The 21173-nt window shown below is 70.5% G+C and carries 18 protein-coding genes; 15 read left to right on the top strand and 3 right to left on the bottom strand.

All coding sequences use genetic code 11. From position 1 onward, the window contains the following. Window positions 1-50: 50 nt before the first annotated feature. From ABZY33_RS16855 to ABZY33_RS16810, 10 genes are all read left to right on the top strand, one after another. On the top strand, window positions 51-1082 hold the full coding sequence (locus ABZY33_RS16855; RefSeq protein WP_356492332.1) for an ABC transporter permease: 1032 nt from the start codon (window positions 51-53) through the stop codon (window positions 1080-1082). Window positions 1083-1188: 106 nt separating this feature from the next. Beyond that, window positions 1189-2985 (top strand): ABC transporter substrate-binding protein, encoded by a 1797-nt coding sequence (locus ABZY33_RS16850; RefSeq protein WP_356492331.1) that lies wholly within the window; start codon window positions 1189-1191, stop codon window positions 2983-2985. Window positions 2986-3102: 117 nt separating this feature from the next. Beyond that, the gene (locus ABZY33_RS16845; RefSeq protein ID WP_356492330.1) at window positions 3103-4080 is read left to right on the top strand and encodes an ABC transporter permease; all 978 of its coding nucleotides are present in this window, start codon (window positions 3103-3105) and stop codon (window positions 4078-4080) included. 10 nt (window positions 4081-4090) lie between these two features. Continuing rightward, window positions 4091-5152 carry an ABC transporter ATP-binding protein gene (locus tag ABZY33_RS16840; protein ID WP_356492329.1) on the top strand — a complete coding sequence of 354 codons (1062 nt, stop codon included), beginning with the start codon at window positions 4091-4093 and terminating at the stop codon, window positions 5150-5152. Between the two features lie 27 nt (window positions 5153-5179). Then, window positions 5180-6301 (top strand): dipeptide ABC transporter ATP-binding protein, encoded by a 1122-nt coding sequence (locus tag ABZY33_RS16835; protein WP_356492328.1) that lies wholly within the window; start codon window positions 5180-5182, stop codon window positions 6299-6301. 447 nt (window positions 6302-6748) lie between these two features. Beyond that, the gene (locus tag ABZY33_RS16830) at window positions 6749-8386 is read left to right on the top strand and encodes an ABC transporter substrate-binding protein (protein WP_356492327.1); all 1638 of its coding nucleotides are present in this window, start codon (window positions 6749-6751) and stop codon (window positions 8384-8386) included. A 19-nt stretch (window positions 8387-8405) separates the two neighbouring features. After that, entirely contained in the window at window positions 8406-9329 is a 924-nt protein-coding gene (locus ABZY33_RS16825; RefSeq protein ID WP_356492326.1) for an ABC transporter permease, read from the top strand. Window positions 9330-9417: 88 nt separating this feature from the next. Beyond that, window positions 9418-10344, top strand: coding sequence for an ABC transporter permease (locus ABZY33_RS16820; RefSeq protein ID WP_356492364.1), 927 nt, complete (start codon window positions 9418-9420; stop codon window positions 10342-10344). Between the two features lie 5 nt (window positions 10345-10349). Next, complete coding sequence (locus tag ABZY33_RS16815; protein WP_356492325.1) at window positions 10350-11333, top strand: ABC transporter ATP-binding protein; 984 nt, start codon at window positions 10350-10352, stop codon at window positions 11331-11333. Next, window positions 11320-12477 carry a dipeptide ABC transporter ATP-binding protein gene (locus ABZY33_RS16810; protein WP_356492324.1) on the top strand — a complete coding sequence of 386 codons (1158 nt, stop codon included), beginning with the start codon at window positions 11320-11322 and terminating at the stop codon, window positions 12475-12477. The genes ABZY33_RS16815 and ABZY33_RS16810 overlap by 14 nt, the downstream gene beginning before the upstream one ends. Before the next feature lie 138 nt (window positions 12478-12615). Here the strand turns inward: ABZY33_RS16810 and ABZY33_RS16805 are convergent, their stop codons facing one another. Further along, window positions 12616-14778: a prolyl oligopeptidase family serine peptidase gene (locus tag ABZY33_RS16805; protein ID WP_356492323.1), complete on the bottom strand. Its 2163-nt coding sequence runs from the start codon at window positions 14776-14778 to the stop codon at window positions 12616-12618. Window positions 14779-14951: 173 nt separating this feature from the next. Between ABZY33_RS16805 and ABZY33_RS16800 the strand changes: the two genes are divergently transcribed. The 4 genes from ABZY33_RS16800 to ABZY33_RS16785 all read left to right on the top strand — a co-directional run bounded on the left by ABZY33_RS16800 (window position 14952) and on the right by ABZY33_RS16785 (window position 18676). Further along, window positions 14952-15146 carry a hypothetical protein gene (locus ABZY33_RS16800; RefSeq protein WP_356492322.1) on the top strand — a complete coding sequence of 65 codons (195 nt, stop codon included), beginning with the start codon at window positions 14952-14954 and terminating at the stop codon, window positions 15144-15146. Window positions 15147-15191: 45 nt separating this feature from the next. Next, the gene (gene mshB / locus ABZY33_RS16795) at window positions 15192-16124 is read left to right on the top strand and encodes an N-acetyl-1-D-myo-inositol-2-amino-2-deoxy-alpha-D-glucopyranoside deacetylase (protein WP_356492321.1); all 933 of its coding nucleotides are present in this window, start codon (window positions 15192-15194) and stop codon (window positions 16122-16124) included. A gap of 65 nt (window positions 16125-16189) precedes the next feature. Further along, complete coding sequence (locus ABZY33_RS16790; RefSeq protein ID WP_356492363.1) at window positions 16190-16558, top strand: DUF6113 family protein; 369 nt, start codon at window positions 16190-16192, stop codon at window positions 16556-16558. Between the two features lie 153 nt (window positions 16559-16711). After that, entirely contained in the window at window positions 16712-18676 is a 1965-nt protein-coding gene (locus ABZY33_RS16785) for a hypothetical protein (protein ID WP_356492320.1), read from the top strand. A gap of 62 nt (window positions 18677-18738) precedes the next feature. Here the strand turns inward: ABZY33_RS16785 and ABZY33_RS16780 are convergent, their stop codons facing one another. After that, window positions 18739-19581, bottom strand: coding sequence for a transglutaminase-like domain-containing protein (locus tag ABZY33_RS16780; protein WP_356492319.1), 843 nt, complete (start codon window positions 19579-19581; stop codon window positions 18739-18741). A gap of 49 nt (window positions 19582-19630) precedes the next feature. Next, window positions 19631-20635, bottom strand: a complete 1005-nt coding sequence (locus ABZY33_RS16775; RefSeq protein WP_356492318.1) for a GNAT family N-acetyltransferase — start codon at window positions 20633-20635, stop codon at window positions 19631-19633. Between the two features lie 140 nt (window positions 20636-20775). On the opposite strand from ABZY33_RS16775, the gene fdxA reads away from it, so the two are divergent. After that, a complete protein-coding gene (gene fdxA / locus ABZY33_RS16770) occupies window positions 20776-21096 on the top strand; it encodes a ferredoxin (RefSeq protein WP_111666449.1) in 321 nt (106 codons plus the stop codon). Window positions 21097-21173: the final 77 nt, after the last annotated feature.

The following is a 21173-nucleotide window of genomic DNA, read 5'->3' as shown; positions in this document are numbered from 1 at the left end:
TCCCCGGTTACCCGGCCGACGACCTCCAACACCTGTGAAATGGACGAATCATGACGAGTCCAATCGAGATTGAGGGCGCCCAGACCTCTTCCGCCTTGGACAAGGACAGCGCGCCCCAGGGCGACGCGACGGCGCCCAAGAAGCTGGCGGGGCGCAGCCCCGGACAGCTGATGTGGCGCCGCTTCAAGCGCGACAAGACGGGTGTCGTCTCCGCCGTCATCGTGGTGCTGTTCTTCCTGATAGCCGCGCTCGCCCCGGTCATCTCGAAGCTGTACGGCAAGGACCCGTACACCTTCTACGGCCAGGACGACCCCACGCTGCTCAACGAGTTCAACCTGCCGGCCGGGCCCAACGGCGGTATGTCGCCCGAGCACTGGTTCGGCATCGACCCGAACTACGGCCGGGACGTCTTCTCGTACCTGCTGTACGGCATGCGCACGTCGCTGTACACGGCCCTGTGCGCCACCATCGGCATGGTGCTCCTCGGCGTCGTGATCGGTCTGGCCGCCGGGTACTTCGGCGGGAAGATCGACTACTGGCTGGGCCGGCTCACCGACTTCATGATGGCGCTGCCCAACCAGCTGTTCATGGTCGCGGCCATGCCCGTCATCGTCACGGTCTTCGTGGCGCCGGACGAGGAGACCCCGGTCTCCGTCCGGTTCTTCGCCATCACCGGCATCATGTGGATGCTCACCTGGATGAGCCTGTCCCGTCTGGTGCGCGCCGTGACGCTCTCGCTGCGCGACCGGGAGTTCGTCGAAGCGGCCAAGGTCGCCGGCGCCTCCCCGTGGCGCATCATCCGCAAGGAACTGCTGCCCAACCTGGTGACGCCGATCATCGTCCAGGGCACGTACTTGCTCCCCAGCACCATCCTCTCGGTCGCCTTCCTCTCCTTCGTCGGCGTCGGCTACCAGGACCCCACTCCCGACTGGGGCCTGATGTTCGCCACCGCCGCACGGATCTACGAGGTGGACCCGACCTACTTGTACTTCCCGGGTGTCGCCATGGTCGTCTTCTTCGTGGCGTTCAACCTTCTCGGTGACTCGGTGCGGGACGCGTTCGATCCCAAGTCCGCGCGCTGACCCGCGTCACCCAGGGGGACGCTGCCACCCGGGCGCCGGGGGGAACATCCGGATGCGCCAGGCAGCACCAAAGGATCACTACTCACAGGCAGGTGGACTCGACTCCATGAGCATCCTTCGATCGCGCACGGCGCAGACAACGGTCGCCGCGGCGGCTGTCGGCGCACTGGCGCTCACCGGCTGCAGCAGCGGCAGCAGCAGCGACAACAAGCCGGTCGGCAAGACCCAGGCGGACGCGAAGGCCCAGGCCAAGCCGGTCGTCATGGGTACCGCCCAGGACTCCGTCGGCCCCGCCAAGGAGGTCCCGGGTGCCCGCAAGGGCGGGACCGCGCAGGTCTACCAGGAGACCGACTTCTCCCACCTGGACCCGGGCCAGATCTACGTCTCGGACGCCGGTGACCTCGCCAAGCTCCTCTACCGTGGCCTGACCACGTACAAGGAGGACGACAAGGGCAATCAGACGGTCGTCGGCGACCTCGCCGAGGACCCGGGCAAGATGACCGACGGCGGCAAGACCTGGACCTTCAAGCTGAAGGACGGGGTCAAGGACCAGAACGGCCACGTCATCACGTCGGCCGACATCCGCCACACCATAGAGCGGCTGTACGACTCGTTCCTGACGGACGGTCCGACGTACATCCAGACGTGGCTCTCCGGCTCCGGCACCAAGTACCGCAAGGCGTACGCCGGCCCCTACAAGGGCAAGCACCTGCCGGACTCCGTCCTGGCCACGCCGGACGACAAGACCATCGTCTTCCACTTCCTCGCGCCCCACACCGACGTGCCGCAGGCGCTCGCCATGGCCGCCTACGGCGTCGTGCCGGAGAAGACGGACACGAAGCAGAAGTACGACCAGGCCCCGGTCGCCACCGGCCCGTACAAGATCGCCTCGTACAAGCCGGGCAAGAACCTCTCGCTGGTCCGCAACGACCAGTGGGACGCGAAGACCGACCCGGCCCGCCACGCCTACGTCGACGGCTGGAACATCGACTACAACGTCTCCAAGGCCGACCAGACCAAGACGATCCTGGCCGACCGCGGCGAGGCCAAGAACGCGATCATGTTCTCCGGCCAGATCGACGCCACCCAGCTGCAGAAGATCACGCGCGACAAGGCCGTGATGAAGCGCACCGTCCAGGGCTACGCCCCGTACGTGTGGCAGCTGAACATGAACATGGACCGCGTCAAGGACAAGAAGGTCCGTGACGCCATCGCCCTGGCGATCCCGGCCACCGCGGCCGCGCACGCCGACGGCGGTGCCTACGGCGGTGACCCGGCCAACTCGCTCATCTCGCCGGCCACCCCGGGCTACGACAAGTCGTCCGACCCGTTCAACCGGGCCAAGAAGCCCAACGGTGACATCGCCGCGGCGAAGAAGCTCATCGACGAGGCCGGCGCCAAGGGCATGAAGCTGACCTACGGCTACGCCCAGACCGACGTCCGCGTCACCCAGGCGAACCTGATCATCAACAACCTGAAGAAGATCGGCCTCGACATCCAGAAGAAGGACATCGACGCCGCGACCTGGTACGAGCAGATGGGCAAGGTCAAGAACGGTCTTGACCTCTACATGACCGGCTGGGGCCAGGACTGGGCCGACGGCAACACCGTCTTCCCGCCGTCCTACGACGGCAGCGCCATCCAGGACGGCGGCTCGAACTACTCCCACGTGAACGACAAGCACGTGAACTCGGAGATCGCCCGCATCCAGCTCATCGCGGACGCCGCCGAGCGCGCCAAGGAGTACGCGAAGCTGTCGGACTACATCTCCAAGGAGATCAACCCGGCCGCCCCGATCTACTACACCAAGGTGTTCCAGATCGCCGGCTCCAACGTCGGTGGCCTGCGGTACTCGACGGTGACGAGCTACACCGACCCGACCGCGATCTACCTCAAGAAGTAGTCGGCACCAGGCAGTCCCCGGTGGTGAGAGCGCGGCGGAGCTCTCACCACCGGGCCGCCGGACCACCCCCCCTCTCCTGGCCTCCCACCGCCGCCGTCCTGAGAGCAGCTTCCTGCCATGCTTCGATTTCTGATACGCCGGACGTCTGGCGCAGCACTCATCCTCCTGCTGATCAGCGCCTTCACGTTCTTCATGTACTTCGCCATCCCACAGGACCCGGCGCTGCTCGCGTGTGGCAAGAACTGCACCCCGGACGCGCTGGACATCATCCACAAGAACCTGGGGCTCGACTCGCCCCTCCCGGTGCAGTACTGGGATTTCCTCAAGGGCATCTTCGTGGGCCGGGACTTCGCCGTCGGGCACTGTGACGCGCCCTGCTTCGGCGTCTCGTTCCGCAACAACCAGATGGTCTGGGACACGATGATGGACCGGCTCCCGCTGACCGTCTCGCTGACCGTCGGCGGCCTGGTCGTCTTCCTCACCGCCGGTCTCGGCGCAGGTCTGCTGGCCGCCAAGTTCCGCGGCACCTGGATCGACAAGCTCTTCTCCGGCGCCTCGCTGGTGACCAGCTCCTTCCAGATCTACCTGCTCGGCCCGATCGTGATGGGCATCTTCGTCTACAGCACCGGCTGGCTGAAGCGGCCCAAGTACGTGCCGTTCACGGAGAACCCGGGCGCCTGGTTCATGGGGCTGCTGATCCCCTGGATCGTCATGGCGACGATCTTCACGGCCAACTACACGCGCATGGCCCGGTCCTCGATGATCGAGCAGCTCCAGGAGGAGCACGTACGCGCCGCCAAGGCCAAGGGCATGAGCAGCCGCTACGTCTTCTTCCGGTACGCCTGGCGCGGCTCGCTCATCCCGATCATCACCATCATCGGCATGGACATCGCCGCCCTGCTCAGCGGCGGCATGGTCACCGAGCTGACCTTCAACCTGGCCGGGTTCGGCCGCCTGGCCATCGAGTCCGTGACCAACAAGGACCTCCCGGTCCTCATGGGCGTCATGCTGGTCAGCGCCGCCTTCATCATCATCTTCAATGTCATCGTGGACGCCCTGTACGCCGTCATCGATCCGCGCGTGCGGCTGTCCTAGGAGAACGACCGTGACCACACTCACCAAGCCCGAAGGCGCTCCGGCTCCTACCGGTTCCGACGCGTTCCTGTCGGTGCGCGACCTGAAGGTCCAGTTCTCCACCGAGGACGGCGCCGTCAAGGCGGTCGACGGACTCTCCTTCGATCTGGAGCGCGGCAAGACGCTCGGCATCGTCGGCGAGTCGGGCTCCGGCAAGTCGGTCACCAACCTGACCGTGCTGGGGCTGCACCCCAAGAAGAACACCACCATCGACGGTGAGATCCTTCTGGACGGTCAGGAGCTGCTCACCGCCACGGAGTCCGAGCTGGAGAAGCTCCGCGGCAACAAGATGGCGATGATCTTCCAGGACTCGCTGACCGCGCTCTCGCCGTACTACACGGTGGGCCGGCAGATCGCCGAGCCGTTCCGCAAGCACACCGGCGCTAGCAAGAAGGAGGGGCGCGACCGGGCCATCGAGATGCTCGGCAAGGTCGGCATCCCGCACCCCAAGCAGCGCGTCGACGACTTCCCGCACCAGTTCTCCGGCGGTATGCGCCAGCGCGCCATGATCGCGATGTCGCTGGCCTGCAACCCCGAGCTGCTCATCGCCGACGAGCCGACCACCGCGCTCGACGTGACGGTCCAGGCGCAGATCCTCGACCTGCTCAAGGACCTGCAGCAGGAGTTCGGCTCCGCCATCATCATGATCACGCACGACCTGGGCGTGGTCGCGAACATGGCCGACGACCTCCTCGTGATGTACGCGGGCCGCGCGGTCGAGCGGGGCTCCACCCGCGAGGTGCTCAAGTCGCCCGAACACCCTTACACCTGGGGCCTGCTGGGCTCGATGCCGCGGCTGACCTCGGACGTCAACGAGCCGCTGATGCCGATTCCCGGCTCACCGCCCTCGCTGCTCAACCCGCCGTCCGGCTGCCCGTTCCACCCGCGCTGCGCCTTCACCGACCAGGTGTCCGGCAACCGCTGCTCGGGCGAGCGGCCGGTGCTTCCCCTCGGGCGGGGTGCCGCCTGTCACCTGACGGCGGACCAGAAGCAGCAGGTGTACATCGAGACGATTCAGCCCCGGCTGGGCTGAGCAGAGACCGGCGACTGGGGCAGAACCATGAGCGACAACAAGAACAGCACCACGGCGGTCGCCGACGCGATCCCCGGCCAGCGCGACGGTGACACCGCCCCGCTGCTGAAGGTCGAGGGCCTGCAGAAGCACTTCCCGATCAAGGGCGGCTTCCCGATCCGGCGCACCGTCGGCGCGGTCAAGGCCGTCGACGGCGTCGACTTCGAGGTCTACCCGGGCGAGAGCCTCGGCCTCGTCGGCGAGTCCGGCTGCGGCAAGTCGACGACGGGCCGCCTGCTGACCCGCCTGTACGAGCCCACCGCGGGCACCGTCACGTACAACGGCCAGGACATCAGCCACGCGACGCGCAGGCAGCTGGCGCCGATCAGGTCCGAGATCCAGATGATCTTCCAGGACCCGTACGCCTCGCTGAACCCGCGGCAGACGGTCGGCGCGATCATCTCCGGCCCGATGGAGATCAACGGCATCAACCCGCCCGGCGGCCGTGAGGCGCGGGTGCGGGAGCTGCTGGAGATCGTCGGGCTCAACCCGGAGCACTACAACCGCTTCCCGCACGAGTTCTCCGGCGGCCAGCGCCAGCGCATCGGCGTGGCCCGCGCGGTGGCCCTGGAGCCGAAGCTGATCGTCGCGGACGAGCCGGTCTCGGCGCTCGACGTCTCCATCCAGGCCCAGGTCATCAACCTGCTCCAGAAGGTGCAGCGCGAGATGGGCATCGCGTTCGTCTTCATCGCGCACGACCTGGCGATCGTGCGGCACTTCTCGCAGCGCGTCGCGGTGATGTACCTCGGCAAGATCATGGAGATCGCCGACCGCGACTCCCTCTACGCCCGGCCCCGCCACCCGTACACGCACGCGCTGATGTCCGCGGTGCCGGAGGCGGACCTCGACGTGGAGAAGAAGGAGCGGATCCGCCTGGAGGGCGACGTCCCCTCCCCGATCGCGCCGCCGTCCGGCTGCCGCTTCCGCACCCGGTGCTGGAAGGCGCAGGACAAGTGCGCCACGCAGGAGCCGCCGCTGGTGCAGATCGCCGGCAGCAAGCCGGGGCACCTCACGGCCTGCCACTTCCCGGAGGAGCCGACGATCGAGGCGCGGGCGGAGGACATCGTTCTTGACCCGGCGCTGGTGGCGCTGGAGTCCGACGACAGCTGACTCCGTCGGTCGAGCGGTACCCGGGCCCGGGCTGGATTTCCCTCCAGCCCGGGCCCGGGTGTTTTCCGTGTCGTGCCCCGGCTGCGGGCCGGTGGGGGCTGCTCGCGCAGTTCCCCGCGCCCCTGAGGGGGCTTGCGGCTTCGCCGCTGCTCCCCTCAGGGGCTCCCGATGAGATGGCGCACGAAGTGCGCATCTCGGGGGCGCGGGGAACTGCGCGAGAAGCCCCACCGGCCGGCAGTCGAAGTACTGCCTAGGGGCGCGGGGAACGGCGCGAGAAGCCCCACCGGACCCGCGGCCGAAGTACTGCCCAGGGGCGCGGGGAACTGCGCGACCCGCCTCCATCCGCCCGCGGCCGAATCTCGTAAGGGTGTCCCCAACGTGCGGCATGTTCCCTTCGCCCCGATATTTAGGCGTACGTGACTTGGGACTGGTAGAGGGAGGCACCCTATGCGTGGAGCCACGCACGCCAAGTGGGCCGCGACAGCGGCCGTCGTAGCGCTGACGGCGACGGCCTGCGGCGGCGGCGACAGCGGCGGCGGCGGTGGCGGGGGCGACGGCTCCGGTGTCGTCCGGTCCTCCTGGGGCGACCCGCAGAACCCGCTGGAGCCGGCGAACACCAACGAGGTGCAGGGCGGCAAGGTCCTGGACATGATCTTCCGCGGCCTCAAGCGGTACGACCCCAAGACGGGCGCCGCCAAGGACATGCTGGCGGAGAAGATCGAGACGTCCGACCAGACGAACTTCACGATCACCGTCAAGGACGGCTGGACGTTCTCCAACGGCGAGAAGGTCACCGCGAAGTCCTTCGTGGACGCCTGGAACTACGGCGCGAGCCTGAAGAACAACCAGAAGAACGCGTACTTCTTCGGCCAGATCGACGGCTACGACAAGGTCCACCCGGACTCCGGCAGCCAGTCCGCCGACAAGCTGTCCGGGCTCAAGGTCACCGGCGACCGCACCTTCACGGTCAAGCTGAACCAGAAGTTCTCGACCTGGCCCGACACCCTCGGCTACGCCGCCTTCGCCCCGCTGCCCAAAATGTTCTTCAGCGACCACGACGCGTACGTGAGCAAGCCCGTCGGCAACGGCCCGTACACCGTGAAGTCGTACCAGAAGGGCTCGCAGATGTCCCTGCGCAAGTGGGACAAGTACCCGGGCAGCGACAAGGCGCAGAACGGCGGCGTGGACCTCAAGGTCTACACGGACAACAACACCGCCTACACCGACCTGACCGCCGGCAACCTCGACCTCGTCGACGACGTGCCCGCCTCGCAGCTCAGCAACGCGCAGAACGACCTGAACGGCCGCTACATCAACACCCCGGCCGGCATCATCCAGACCCTCGCCTTCCCGTTCTACGACTCCGCCTGGAACAAGGCGGACAGCGACAAGGTCCGCAAGGGCCTGTCCATGGCGATCAACCGCAAGCAGATCACCGAGTCGATCTTCGAGAAGACCCGCACCCCCGCCACCGACTGGACCTCCCCGGTCCTCGGCAAGGACGGCGGCTACAAGGCCGGGCTCTGCGGAGAGTTCTGCGACTACAAGCCCGACGAGGCGAAGAAGCTGGTCAAGGAGGGCGGCGGTATCCCCGGCGGCCAGGTGAAGATCGGCTACAACGCCGACACCGGCAGCCACAAGGAGTGGGTCGACGCGGTCTGCAACTCCATCAACAACGCCCTCGACAACGACAAGGCCTGTGTCGGCAGCCCCACCGGCACCTTCGCCGACTTCCGCAACAAGATCACCCAGAAGAAGATGACGGGCCCCTTCCGCGCCGGCTGGCAGATGGACTACCCGCTCATCCAGAACTTCCTGCAGCCGCTGTACTACACCAACGCCTCGTCCAACGACGGCCACTGGTCCAACAAGAAGTTCGACTCCCTCGTCGACAAGGCGAACGGCGAGGCGGACCAGTCGACGGCGGTCAAGACGTTCCAGCAGGCCCAGGAGGTCGTCCGGGACAACATGGCGGCCATCCCGCTCTGGTACCAGAACGGCAGCGCCGGCTACTCGGACAAGGTCTCCGACGTGGCGCTGAACCCGTTCAGCGTCCCCGTCTACAACGAGATCAAGGTCAACTGACGCCAGGAGCGGAGCCCTCATGGGACGGTACGTGATCCGGCGGCTGTTGCAGATGATCCCGGTCTTCATCGGGGCGACCCTGCTGATCTTCCTCATGGTCAACGTGATGGGCGACCCCATCGCCGGACTGTGCGGCGACAAGGCCTGCGACCCCGCCACCAAGGCACAGCTCTCGAAGGAGTTCGGTCTCGACAAGCCGGTCTGGCAGCAATACCTGACGTACATGGGGAACGTCTTCACCGGCGACTTCGGCACCGCGTTCAACGGCCAGAAGGTCACCGAGCTGATGTCGACCGCGTTCCCGGTCACCATCCGCCTGACGATCGTGGCGATCCTCTTCGAGATCGTCGTCGGCATCACCCTCGGCGTCCTCACCGGCCTGCGCCGGGGCCGTCCCGTCGACACCACCGTGCTGCTGCTGACCCTCGTCGTCATCTCCGTGCCGACGTTCGTCACCGGTCTGCTGCTGCAACTGCTGCTCGGCGTGGAGTGGGGCTGGATCAACCCGGCGGTCTCCACGGAGGCCACCTTCGGCGAGCTGATCGTGCCGGGACTCGTCCTCGCCTCCGTCTCGCTGGCCTACGTCACCCGCCTGACGCGCACCTCCATCGCCGAGAACAAACGGGCCGACTACGTCCGCACGGCGATCGCCAAGGGCCTGCCCCGGCGCCGCGTCATCACCCGGCACCTGCTGCGCAACTCGCTCATCCCCGTCGTCACCTTCATCGGCGCCGACGTCGGCGCCCTGATGGGCGGCGCCATCGTCACCGAGCGCATCTTCAACATCCACGGCGTCGGCTTCCAGCTCTACCAGGGCATCCTGCGCCAGAACACCCAGACCGTGGTCGGCTTCGTGACGATCCTCGTGCTGGTCTTCCTCGCGGTGAACCTGATCGTCGACCTCCTGTACGCCGTACTCGACCCGAGGATCCGCTATGCCTGAACCGCACGCGCCCGAGCCCCCCTCCGGACGGGCCGGAGCCACCGGCGGCGGACGCGCGCCCGAGGACGGCGCCATCGCCGCGACCGGGATGGGCGGCGCGATGGACCTCGCCACGAGCGAGGGCGCGCTCGTCGAGGGGCCCGCGGTCGGACCCGGCGGGCCCGCGGGCAAGCCCCGCAGCCTGTGGTCCGACGCCTGGCGCGACCTGCGCCGCAACCCCGTCTTCATCCTGTCGGCCCTGGTCATCCTCTTCCTGGTCGTCATCTCGATCTGGCCGCAGCTGATCGCCTCCGGCAACCCGCTCTCCTGCGACCTGTCCAAACGCCAGCAGAGCTCCCAGCCGGGCCACCCCTTCGGCTTCGACGGCCAGGGCTGCGACGTCTACACCCGCACCGTGTACGGCGCGCGCAACTCCATCACCGTCGGCGTCTGCGCCACGATCGGTGTCTCCCTGCTCGGCTCGGTCCTCGGCGGCCTGGCCGGATTCTTCGGCGGGTTCTGGGACGCGATCCTCTCCCGGATCACCGACATCTTCTTCGCGATCCCCGTCATCCTCGGCGGCCTCGTCCTGCTGTCGGTCGTCACCAGCAACACCGTCTGGCCGGTCGTCGGCTTCATGGTGCTGCTCGGCTGGCCGCAGATCTCCCGCATCGCCCGCGGCTCGGTCATCACCGCCAAGCAGAACGACTACGTGCAGGCGGCCCGCGCGCTCGGCGCCTCCAACTCCCGGATGCTGCTGCGCCACATCACACCGAACGCCGTCGCGCCCGTCATCGTCGTCGCGACCATCGCCCTCGGTACGTACATCGCCCTGGAGGCGACCCTCTCCTACCTCGGCGTCGGCCTGAAGCCGCCCGCGGTCAGCTGGGGCATCGACATCTCGGCCGCCTCCGGATACATCCGCAACGCCCCGCACATGCTGCTGTGGCCGGCCGGAGCGCTCGCCCTGACGGTCCTGGCGTTCATCATGCTCGGCGACGCGGTGCGCGACGCCCTCGACCCGAAGCTGAGGTAGCGCCCATGCCGTTGCTCGAAGTACGCGATCTGCACGTCGAGTTCCGCACCCGGGACGGCGTCGCCCAGGCCGTGAACGGCGTCGACTACTCCGTCGACGCGGGCGAGACGCTCGCGGTGCTCGGCGAGTCGGGCTCCGGCAAGTCGGTCACCGCGCAGGCGATCATGGGCATCCTCGACGTCCCGCCCGGCCGGATCACCGGCGGCGAGGTCCTCTTCAAGGGCCGGGACCTGCTCACGCTCAAGGAGGAGGAGCGCAGGAAGGTCCGCGGCGCCGAGATGGCGATGATCTTCCAGGACGCGCTCAGCTCCCTCAACCCGGTGCTCTCGGTCGGCGACCAGATCGGCGAGCTCTTCACCGTCCACCGCGGGATGTCCCGCAAGGACGCCAAGACCAAGGCCGTCGAGCTGATGGACCGGGTCCGCATCCCGGCGGCCAAGGAGCGGGTCGGGCAGTACCCGCACCAGTTCTCCGGCGGCATGCGCCAGCGCATCATGATCGCGATGGCGCTCGCCCTGGAGCCCGACCTGATCATCGCGGACGAGCCGACCACCGCCCTCGACGTGACCGTGCAGGCCCAGGTCATGGACCTGCTCGCGGAGTTGCAGCGCGAACTCCACATGGGGCTCATCCTCATCACCCACGACCTCGGCGTCGTCGCCGACGTCGCCGACAAGATCGCCGTGATGTACGCGGGCCGCATTGTCGAGCACGCCCCCGTCCACGAGATCTACCGGGCCCCGGCCCACCCGTACACCAAGGGCCTGCTCGAATCGATCCCGCGCCTGGACCAGAAGGGCCAGGAACTCTTCGCGATCAAGGGCCTGCCGCCGAACCTCATGCACATCCCGCCCGGCTGCGCCTTCCACCCGCGCTGCCCGATGGCCCAGGACGTGTGCCGCACGGACGTCCCGCCGCTCTACGTGGTCTCCGACGAGCGCCGCAGCGCCTGCCACTTCTGGAAGGAGACGGTCGATGCCTCACGCTGAGGGCGGCTCGCACGTCAGCAAGGGCGACCTCAAGCGCGAGGGCGAGGTCGCCGAACACCTCCTGCACAAGTCCCAGGCGCAGTCCGCGTACGCGAAGAACGGCTCGGCCTCCGGGCGCGAACCCCTCCTCGAAGTACGCGGGCTGGTCAAGCACTACCCCCTCACCCAGGGCATCCTGATCAAGAAGCACGTCGGCGCGGTCAAGGCCGTCGACGGGGTCGACTTCGACCTCGGCCACGGCGAGACCCTCGGCATCGTGGGCGAGTCCGGCTGCGGCAAGTCCACCGTCGCCAAGATGCTGGTGAACCTGGAGCGCCCGACCGCGGGCGTCATCAAGTACAAGGGCGAGGACATCACCCGCCTGTCCGGCCGCGCCCTCAAGGCCGTGCGCCGCAACATCCAGATGGTCTTCCAGGACCCGTACACCTCCCTCAACCCCCGCATGACGGTCGGCGACATCATCGGGGAGCCCTACGAGATCCACCCCGAGGTCGCGCCCAAGGGGGACCGCCGCAAGAAGGTGCAGGACCTGCTCGACGTGGTCGGGCTCAACCCCGAGTACATCCACCGCTACCCGCACCAGTTCTCCGGCGGCCAGCGACAGCGCATCGGCATCGCGCGCGGCCTCGCGCTGCGCCCCGAGATCATCGTCGCCGACGAGCCGGTCTCCGCGCTCGACGTGTCGGTGCAGGCCCAGGTGATCAACCTGCTCGACCGGCTGCAGAACGAGTTCGACCTCTCCTACGTCTTCATCGCCCACGACCTCTCGATCGTGCGGCACATCTCCGACCGGGTCGGCGTGATGTACCTGGGCCGCATCGTGGAGATCGGCTCCGACGCGGAGATCTACGAGCACCCGACGCACCCCTACACGCAGGCGCTCCTGTCGGCCGTGCCGGTGCCCGACCCGCGGGCCCGCGAGCACCGTGAGCGCATCATCCTCAGCGGCGACGTGCCCTCGCCCGCCAACCCGCCCTCCGGCTGCCGCTTCCGCACCCGCTGCTGGAAGGCGCGGCAGCGCTGCGCCGACGAGGTCCCGCTCCTGGCCGTCCCCGAGGTCTTCCGCACCGGCGACCCCGGCCCGGCCCAGCACCCCTCGGCCTGCCACTTCGCCGAGGAGAAACAGGTCGTGCCGAGCGAGTAGACACATACTGGCAACGCGGCCGACCCACCGCCGCCACACCTGCGAGGCACGCTGTACGGGTACGGCCGTGCGGGTGCCGTGGACCGGGGCCGCAGCGCACCATGTCGCTGCGGCCCCGGTCGTCTCCCCGCGGGCCGGCTACGCCAGCCCCAGCGACCGCTTCAGGAAGTCGACCTGGAGCAGCAGCAGGTTCTCCGCGACCTGCTCCTGCGGCGTCATGTGCGTCACCCCGGACAGCGGCAGCACCTCGTGCGGGCGGCCGTCGGCGAGCAGGGCGGAGCTGAGCCGCAGGGCGTGCGCGACGACCACGTTGTCGTCGGCGAGCCCGTGCACGATGAGCAGCGGCCGGTGCGGCCCGGCGGGGTCCACGAGCCCCTCGTCCGTCACCAGCGAACTCGCCGCGTACGTCTCGGGGGACGTGGCGGGGTCGCCGAGGTAGCGCTCCGTGTAGTGCGTGTCGTACAGCCGCCAGTCCGTCACCGGGGCGCCCGCGATGCCCGCGTGGAAGACGTCGGGCCGCTTCAGCACCGCGAGCGCGGAGAGGTAGCCGCCGTAGCTCCAGCCGCGCATCGCCACCTTGGACAGGTCCAGGGGGAAGCGGCCGGCCAGCGCGTGCAGGGCGCTCACCTGGTCGTCGAGCGTCCGCGTGAAGTCGCCGCGGATCGACTTCTCGCGGCCGGGGGAGAGACCGGGAGTGCCCCGGCCGTCGGCGACGATCACCGCGAAGCCCTGGTCGGCGAACCACTGGGAGGTCAGGTACGGGTTGTGCGCCGCGTACACGCGCTGCCCGTGCGGGCCGCCGTACGGGTCGAGCAGCACCGGCAGCGGGCCGTCCCCGTCCGCGTACGACGCGGGGAGCAGGACGGCGCACGGGATGCCCTCGGCCTCCGTCAGGGTCACGCGCGGGCGGAGCAGGGGGCGCTCGGCGTACGAGGCGATCTCGGCGACGTGCTTGCCGTCGCGCTCCACACGCACCCGGGCGCCGGGGGAGTCCGGGGTGGCCGAGACCAGCACGGTGACCGCGCCCGAGCGGACGGCGGTGTGGACGCCGGGTCCGGCCGAGAGGCGCTGCACGCCCAGCTCGTTGACGCGGTAGACGTGCACCTCGCCGGTCTCCGGGGCGGTCGCGTCGGCGCCCGCCGAGGCCGACAGGAGCACATCGCCCGCGCCGACGTCCAGGACGGCCCGCACATGCAGCTGGGCCCCCGTCAGCAGCCGTTCCCCGACCGCGAGCACCCGCGCGCCGCCCTCGTCGGCGATCCGCACCAGCTGTCCGCTCGGCGACCAGCACGGCACGCCCGGGAACAGCTCCAGCCACTGGTCGTCCTCGTCGACGTGGACCATCCGCGTCGAGCCGTCGTCCGGGTCCACGGCCAGGTAGGCCGTGCTGAGCTGGTCGCGGGCCTGCACGAGGACCAGCGGGGCGCCGTCCGCCGACCAGTGGACGCGGGCCAGGTACGGGTAGGCCGAGCGGTTCCAGTTGATCTCGGTGCGGGAGCCGTCGAGGCCGTACGCGAACAGGCGGACCTCGGCGTTGGGCGTGCCGGCCGCCGGGTAGGCGGTGCGGACCGGCTCGCGGTCCGGGTGCGCGGGGTCGGCGATCCACCAGCGCCGCACGTCCGCGTCGTCGGCCCGCGCCACCAGCAGCCGGTCCGCGTCGGGCGACCACCAGAAACCGCGGGAGCGGCCCATCTCCTCGGCGGCGATGAACTCCGCGAGCCCGTAGGTGACCGTCGCGGACTCCGGGGCGGCGAGCGCCCGGTCGTCCTCGCCCTCCGCGGTGACCACCCGCAGGGCGCCGCGCGCGACGTACGCGACGTGCCGCCCGTCCGGGCTCGGGCGCGGGTCGATGACCGGCCCCGCCACCGGCAGCTCGCGGACGGTGCCGGTGCGCAGCCCGGCCGTGAAGAGGCGGCCGGACAGGGCGAACGCGGCCAGCTCGACGGCGGCGTCCGTCGCGTACCCCACGATGCCCGAGCCGCCCTCGCGGCTGCGCTCGCGCCGGGCCCGCTCCTCGGCCGACAGCCGCTCCGCGCCGCCGCCGAGCAGGGCCGCGGGGTCGGCGGCGATCCGCTCCTGACCGTCCGTCACGTCCAGGACCCACAGGGCGTTGGCCCGGTCCGTGCCGGCCGGGGAGCGCAGGAACGCGACGCGTCCGCCGTCGGGCGCCACCGTGAAGGCGCGCGGCGCGCCCGCGGTGAAGCGCTGCGTGCGCGCGTGCTGACGTGGGAAGGAATACGTCTCGTCACCGTCGCCGGAAGCGGTCGCGGACCCGGCGTCGTCGCCGTTCTCGATGGTCATCCCCGAAGCCTAGGGCTCATGCCGGGCATGCGCCCCCACGCGCTCCAGCCCGCCCCCAGTGCGACCTCGCCCCGACTCATGCGGCACGACGGATAGTTATGATTCGTTGCGCTGCGTGGGTACCCAGCAGGGGGCATCCGCCGGCGTTCGATCACTTTGGAGGAGGGACCGCTGTGGCACTCTCGATCTCGGCCGTGGTGCTGTTCGCGATCATCGTCTTCATCCTGGTCAAGAAGTCGGGCCTGAAGGCGGGACACGCGGTGGTCTGTGTGCTTCTCGGCTTCTACCTGGCGAGTTCCTCCATCGCCCCCACCATCCAGGAGTTGACGACGAACGTGGCGGGCATGATCGGCGGGATCAAGTTCTAGCCGAGGCGGCGGGGGGTCGCGGGCCCGGGGTTCTAGGCTGGGGGCATGACGGAACTGCCCCCTCGGCGTCTGCTCCTGGTGCACGCGCACCCCGACGACGAGTCGATCAACAACGGCGCCACGATGGCCGCGTACGCCGCCGACGGTGTCCACGTCGCGCTCGTGACGTGCACCCTCGGCGAAGAGGGTGAGGTCATTCCGGACGAACTGGCCCATCTCGCCCCGGACCGCGAGGACCTGCTCGGCCCGCACCGCATCGGCGAGCTGGCCGCCGCCATGAAGGAGCTGGGCGTCACCGACCACCGCTTCCTGGGCGGGCCCGGACGCTACCGCGACTCGGGGATGATGGGCGCCGAGCAGAACGAGCGGCCCGGGTCCTTCTGGTCGGCCGACCTCGACGAAGCGGCGGCCCACCTGGTCGCCGTCGTCCGCGAGCTCCGCCCGCAGGTCCTCGTCACGTACGACCCGGACGGCGGCTACGGCCACCCGGACCACATCCAGACCCACCGCGTGGCCATGCGCGCCGCCGATCTCGCCGCCGAGCCGGCCTTCCGGCGCGATCTCGGAGATCCGCACACGATCCGCAAGATCTACTGGAACCGTGTACCCCGTACGGTCGCCGAGGAACGGTTCTGCGCACTCGCGGCCGTGCTCGACCGCACGCCCTTCGCCACCGCCGCCGCCCTCACCGACGTCCCGGGCGTCGTCGACGACGCGCGCGTCACCGCCGAGATCGACGGCCGGGCCCATGCCGACCGCAAGGCGGCCGCGATGGCCGCGCACGCCACCCAGGTCGCCGTCGCCGACCTCGACGGCGACGGCGTGTTCGCCCTGTCGAACGGACTTGCGCAGCCTCTGTTCGACGTCGAGTACTACGAGTTGGTGCGGGGCAGGCCCGGATCGGCGTACGAGAAGGACCTGTTCGACGGCGTCGACGCGACCGACGGCGGCACCGGCACCGAGGGAGCACCCGCCTGATGAGCAGCAGCAAAGACGCCGGCAAGGCCACGGCGCACGAGAGCGGCCTCCCGTTCGCCGGGTCGATGACCCCGGCCCGGGCGGTGGTGCTCGTGGTCCTGTTCCTGCTCGGCGCGCTCATCGGCATCGCGGGCGCGCTCCTCCAAGGAGGCTGGTTCCCGGGCGGGTTGCTGCTCGCGCTCCTCGGCACGGCCGGTCTGTTCCACGGCGGCGCGCGGCTCACCGGCAACCGGTCCGGGGCGCTGGCGCCCGCGGCGGGCTGGCTCGTCGCGGTCATCCTGCTCACCACGACCCGGCCCGAGGGCGACTTCGTCTTCGGCGCGGGAGTCGGCTCCTACCTCTTCCTCCTCGGCGGAATGGCGGTGGCTGTGATCTGTGCCACGCTCGGCCTCGCGCAGCAACCACCCGCGTCCACTGCCCGACTTGGGAAGTGACGTCGCACTTGCGACCGCTGCGCGCGGCGCCCCGGGCGGGATTCACCATCCGTCCCAGCGTGCCGCCCGGCCGCGGCCAGTATGGTGGTGCGCGCCGCCGAGCAGCCCGCGTGAGGTCGAGACGGGCGGCGGAGCCAACCGGGAGAACCTGCTTTGAGTCGTGAAACTGACAGTTCGTCCTCCGGGCCCCAGGGGCGCGGCGCTGCCGCCTACCCGTCGGGGACGCCTCCGTACGGCACGTCCGCGCAGGGCGCGGCGTCCGGCGACACCGAACCGCTGGGCCAGGTGCCCCCGGTCGAGCCGGGCACCCCGGACACCCCGAGGACCGAGACGACGCTGACGACGCGCATCCGGATCAACATCCCGGGCTCGCGTCCCATCCCGCCGGTCGTCATGCGGACACCGATGAGTGATGTCGACGGCGGGCCCCAGGACGGCGCCGAGGCGCCGGCCGGGCCCCCCGAGCCCGACACCGGCCGCCCGTCCGCGCTCGCCGGATACGCCGCCCCGGACGCGGACGCGGACCCGGGCACCGCCACCGGTCCCGGTGACGCCCCGGCCGGCGCGTCCCGCGAGGAGAAGACCAGCGACTGGTTCGCGCCGCGCAAGGGCGCCACGAAGCCCGGCACGGGCGCGAGCGCGAACGGGGCGGGCGCGGCGGCGTCCGGCCCGGCCGCGGGCACCCCGCCGCACGGCATGCCCGGCGGAGCCCCGTCCGCCCCGTCCGGCGGCTTCGGCGCGCCCGGCGGCCCGGCACCGTCCGGCCCCGGCGACCGGGACGGCCTGCCCTACTTCTCCGGCAACCCCGGCGCCCCGGACCCCGGCGCGCCGCGCGGCGCGGGCCCGTCCGGGCCCACCACGGGCCCCGCCACCGGCGACGGCCCGATGGTCACGCCGCTCGCGCCGAACCCGGCGGTCCGCCCCGCCCAGGGCACGCGGAACCCGCCGCCGATGAGCGACGACACCGCGATCCTCACCCCGCAGAAGCCGGCGCCCGAGCCGCCCGGCGGCCATGTCTCCGGCTCCACGCTGACCAGCGGCATCCCGGTGGTGCCGCCGGGCAGCAAGGGCCCGGGCTCGCCGTTCGCGCCCGGCGCCCCGGCCCCGACCCCGCACACCCCGCCGAAGCTGCCCGACCCGGTGCCGGCGGCCCCGGCCCCCGCGAAGAAGAAAAAGGGCCGCAGCAAGCTGGTGCTGCTCGGTGCGGGCATCGTCGGCGTGGCCGGAGTCGCGTACGGCGCGGGCCTGTTGATGAACCACTCGGACGTGCCGAAGGGCACCACCGTCCTCGGCGTGGACATCGGCGGCGGCACCCGCGACGAAGCCGCCGCCAAGCTCGACGAGGCGCTCGGCAAGCGCACCGGCCAGGCCCTGAAGCTCCAGGTCGACGGGGAGAGCGTCGACCTCAAGCCGGACCAGGCGGGGCTCTCGCTGGACAGCGCCGCCACCGTCTCCGCGGCCGCGGGCAGCGACTACAACCCGGTCTCCGTCATCGGCTCGCTCTTCGGCAACCAGCGGGTCGTCGACCCGGTCATGCCCGTCGACGAGGAGAAGCTGCACGCCGCGCTCGCACAGGCCGCGGGCGGCGCCGCCGCGTCCGGCGACGGCACGATCAAGTTCGTCCCCGGCAAGGCCGTCGCCGTCTACGGCAAGGCGGGCAAGGGCATCGACGTCGACAAGTCGACCACCGCCGTCGAGCAGGCGTACCAGGCCCAGGTCGAGACGGGCGCGTCGACGCCGGTGCGGGTGGCGACCACGACCCGGCAGCCGACGGTCTCGGACGCCGAGGTCGACCGGAAGATGCAGCAGTTCGCCGAGCCGGCCATGTCCGGCCTGGTCACGATCAAGGCGGGCGCCGCCTCGATCCAGTTCGGCCCGGACAAGTCGCTGCCGAAGATCCTCGGGATGAAGGCGATCGACGGCAAGCTCGTCGAGACCTACGACCGGGCGGCGCTCAAGAGCCTGTACGGCAACGTCTTCGACGGTGTCCTCATCACCCGGGGCAACGGCGAGAAGACCCCGGTCCAGCCGACCGACGTCGCCTCGGCGATGGGCAAGGCCCTGCTGGGCAAGACCCCCGCCGAACGCACGGCGACGATCCCGACGGACGCGGGCTAGGACAGCATGCCGAGGGGCCCGCGCGACAGCCGTCGCGCGGGCCCCTCGGCATGGCGCACCGCTCAGTTCAGCATGGCCCGCGCCGCCCGCGCCTGTCCCCGCACCAGCTCCGCGGCGCCGGTGTCCACCGCCTCGACGACCTCCGCGTACGACTCCAGCTCCACGGCCCCGGTGACGAAATCGCCCCGCTGCACCAGCAGCTGGGCCCGCTCGTAGCGCAGCCGCGCCGGATGCGAGGGCAGCAGCAGGGACAGGTCCATGGCCCACAGCGCCACGTCCGAGTGCTCCGGCCGGGTCGCCGCCCAGGCCCGGATGTTGTTCAGGATCCGCAGCACCACCTCCAGCGGGCCGGCGGGCCGCAGCATCGACGCGTCGAGCGGCGCCCCGGTCGCCCCCGCCACCAGCAGCTCCGCGTCCGCCCCGGTCAGTACCCGCCCCGAGCCGAACGGATCGGCGAGCACCTGTTCGCCCGGGTCGCCGAAGCCGACGACGAAGTGGCCCGGCAGCGCCACCCCGTAGACCGGCGCACCGGCCCGCCGGGCCACCTCCATCCACACCACCGACAACAGGATCGGCAGCCCGCGCCTGCGCCGCAGGACCTCGTGCAGCAGCGACGACTCCAGCCGCTGGTAGTCGGCGGCGGACCCGTGGAACCCGAGGCGTCCGCCGAGCAGTTCGCCGAGCGCGGTGGCCCAGGAGCGGGGCCCGCCGGGACGGAACGGCAGCTGCCCGGCCAGCTCGTCCAGCGCGATCTGCGCGCCGTCCATGCCGGCCTCGTCGAGCGTCTCGTCCGCCTGGGCGGCGAGCAGCAGGCACAGCCGCGTCAGATCGGGCCGCTCGGACCGGGCCTCCTCGGCGAACCGGCGCCGCAGCTCCGTGGAACGTGGGGACAAGTGGGGGGACATACGTGCCTCGTGCCCTCTCAGACCGATCGGTGGCGCGCACGGCAGCGGCTCACCGGCTGTCGCGCTCCGGAGCACGGTAGTGGTGATACGTGTGATGGGGGGCGAAACCCAGGTGCGCGTAGAGCGCGTGCGCCCCCGCGTTGCCGTCCTCGACCTGGAGCCAGGCCGCCGACGCGCCCTCGTCGAGCGCCCGGCGGGCGAGCGCCGTCATCACGGCCGTGGCGAGCCCTTGCCGCCGGAGCGCCGGGTCGACCTCGACGGCGGCGAACCCGGCCCACCGCCCGTCGACCACGCACCGCCCGATCGCCGCGGGCACACCCCCTTCACCGGGCACCGTCGCGAACCACACCGACGGACCGGCGCGCAGCACCCGCAACGCGACCTCGCTCACCCCCTTGCGCTGGTACCGCTCCAGCCACGCGTCCCCCGGCGTCCGGCTCAGCACCACCCGCGGGTCGTCGGGCGCGTCGGCGAGGGGCGCGAGCGCCGCGATCCACAGCTCGGCGCTGACCTCCCGCCGCCACCCGCGCGCCTCCAGCTCGGCGCAGAGCAGCTCCTGCGTCCCGGTCGCGCCGGTCGCGGCCTGCACGTAAGCGGGCAGCCCCCGCGCCCCGTACCACTCCCGTACGCGCTCCAGCGCCGCGTCGAGCGGCAGCCCCGGATCGCCCGCCGGCAGCACGGAGTTGGCGCGCCGGGTGAAGCCCGCGGCGGCCCGCAGCTCCCACTCGCCGAGCCGCTCGCTCTCGACCGGCTGCCAGCCCCGGGAGGCGACGCGCGCCAGCTCCGGGTAGGTGGCGGCCGGGCCGCGGCGCCGGGCCGGTTCGGCGGGCACCACCTTCCCGGCGACGAGCGTGGCCGCGTCGACGCTCACCCGTTCCCCGGTCCGCCGTGTGATGAGCAGCACATCGTCATTCCACGATGTGAGAACACCGACCGTGTCGGTGAACTTCCGACCCGCGGGCCCCTCCTCGCTCACCCGTCGTACCGATACGCGTTTCCCCACGTCAGCGCGGGTCAGGCGAACCTCAAGCCGTCCGCTCGCAGTGAATTCCACAGCTCGGTCCACCCCTCCTGTTCGGATCATGGCCAGGAACGGAGATACTAGGGGCGGGCATCGACGACGCCGCGCTCCCGCGCGCCAGGCGGCGGAGCCTGCGGAGGCCCGCCAGCGCCCTATCGAGGAGGAACGACAGCGTGACCTACGTCATCGCGCAGCCTTGTGTCGACGTCAAGGACAAGGCGTGCATCGAGGAGTGCCCGGTCGACTGCATCTACGAGGGCTCCCGGTCCTTGTACATCCACCCGGACGAATGCGTCGACTGTGGTGCCTGTGAGCCGGTCTGCCCGGTCGAGGCGATCTTCTACGAGGACGACACTCCGGAGGAGTGGAAGGACTACTACAAGGCGAACGTCGAGTTCTTCGACGAGCTCGGTTCGCCCGGTGGTGCCTCGAAGATGGGCCTCATCGAGAAGGACCACCCGTTCATCGCCGCGCTGCCGCCGCAGAACCAGTAACTGCGCACGCGGTACGCACAGGCGCTGCCCCGGTCCCGTACGGCGTTCCACAGCCGTACGGGACCGGGGCATTTGTC

The sequence above is a fragment of the Streptomyces sp. NPDC006552 genome, from assembly GCF_040611655.1.
Classification (GTDB): Bacteria; Actinomycetota; Actinomycetes; order Streptomycetales; family Streptomycetaceae; genus Streptomyces.
The sequence above is the reverse complement of the archived record's forward strand: the minus strand, read 5'-3'. Positions and strand labels throughout refer to the sequence as shown.

Coding starts and splice junctions, on each gene's coding strand:
- ABZY33_RS16835 (WP_356492328.1), top strand. CDS start 5,180: ATGAGCGACAACAAGAACAGCACCACGGCGGTCGCCGACGCGATCCCC.
- ABZY33_RS16830 (WP_356492327.1), top strand. CDS start 6,749: ATGCGTGGAGCCACGCACGCCAAGTGGGCCGCGACAGCGGCCGTCGTA.
- ABZY33_RS16850 (WP_356492331.1), top strand. CDS start 1,189: ATGAGCATCCTTCGATCGCGCACGGCGCAGACAACGGTCGCCGCGGCG.
- ABZY33_RS16825 (WP_356492326.1), top strand. CDS start 8,406: ATGGGACGGTACGTGATCCGGCGGCTGTTGCAGATGATCCCGGTCTTC.
- ABZY33_RS16805 (WP_356492323.1), bottom strand. CDS start 14,778: ATGACCATCGAGAACGGCGACGACGCCGGGTCCGCGACCGCTTCCGGC.
- ABZY33_RS16855 (WP_356492332.1), top strand. CDS start 51: ATGACGAGTCCAATCGAGATTGAGGGCGCCCAGACCTCTTCCGCCTTG.
- ABZY33_RS16815 (WP_356492325.1), top strand. CDS start 10,350: ATGCCGTTGCTCGAAGTACGCGATCTGCACGTCGAGTTCCGCACCCGG.
- ABZY33_RS16780 (WP_356492319.1), bottom strand. CDS start 19,581: ATGTCCCCCCACTTGTCCCCACGTTCCACGGAGCTGCGGCGCCGGTTC.
- ABZY33_RS16790 (WP_356492363.1), top strand. CDS start 16,190: ATGACCCCGGCCCGGGCGGTGGTGCTCGTGGTCCTGTTCCTGCTCGGC.
- ABZY33_RS16810 (WP_356492324.1), top strand. CDS start 11,320: ATGCCTCACGCTGAGGGCGGCTCGCACGTCAGCAAGGGCGACCTCAAG.
- mshB (WP_356492321.1), top strand. CDS start 15,192: ATGACGGAACTGCCCCCTCGGCGTCTGCTCCTGGTGCACGCGCACCCC.
- ABZY33_RS16845 (WP_356492330.1), top strand. CDS start 3,103: ATGCTTCGATTTCTGATACGCCGGACGTCTGGCGCAGCACTCATCCTC.
- ABZY33_RS16820 (WP_356492364.1), top strand. CDS start 9,418: ATGGGCGGCGCGATGGACCTCGCCACGAGCGAGGGCGCGCTCGTCGAG.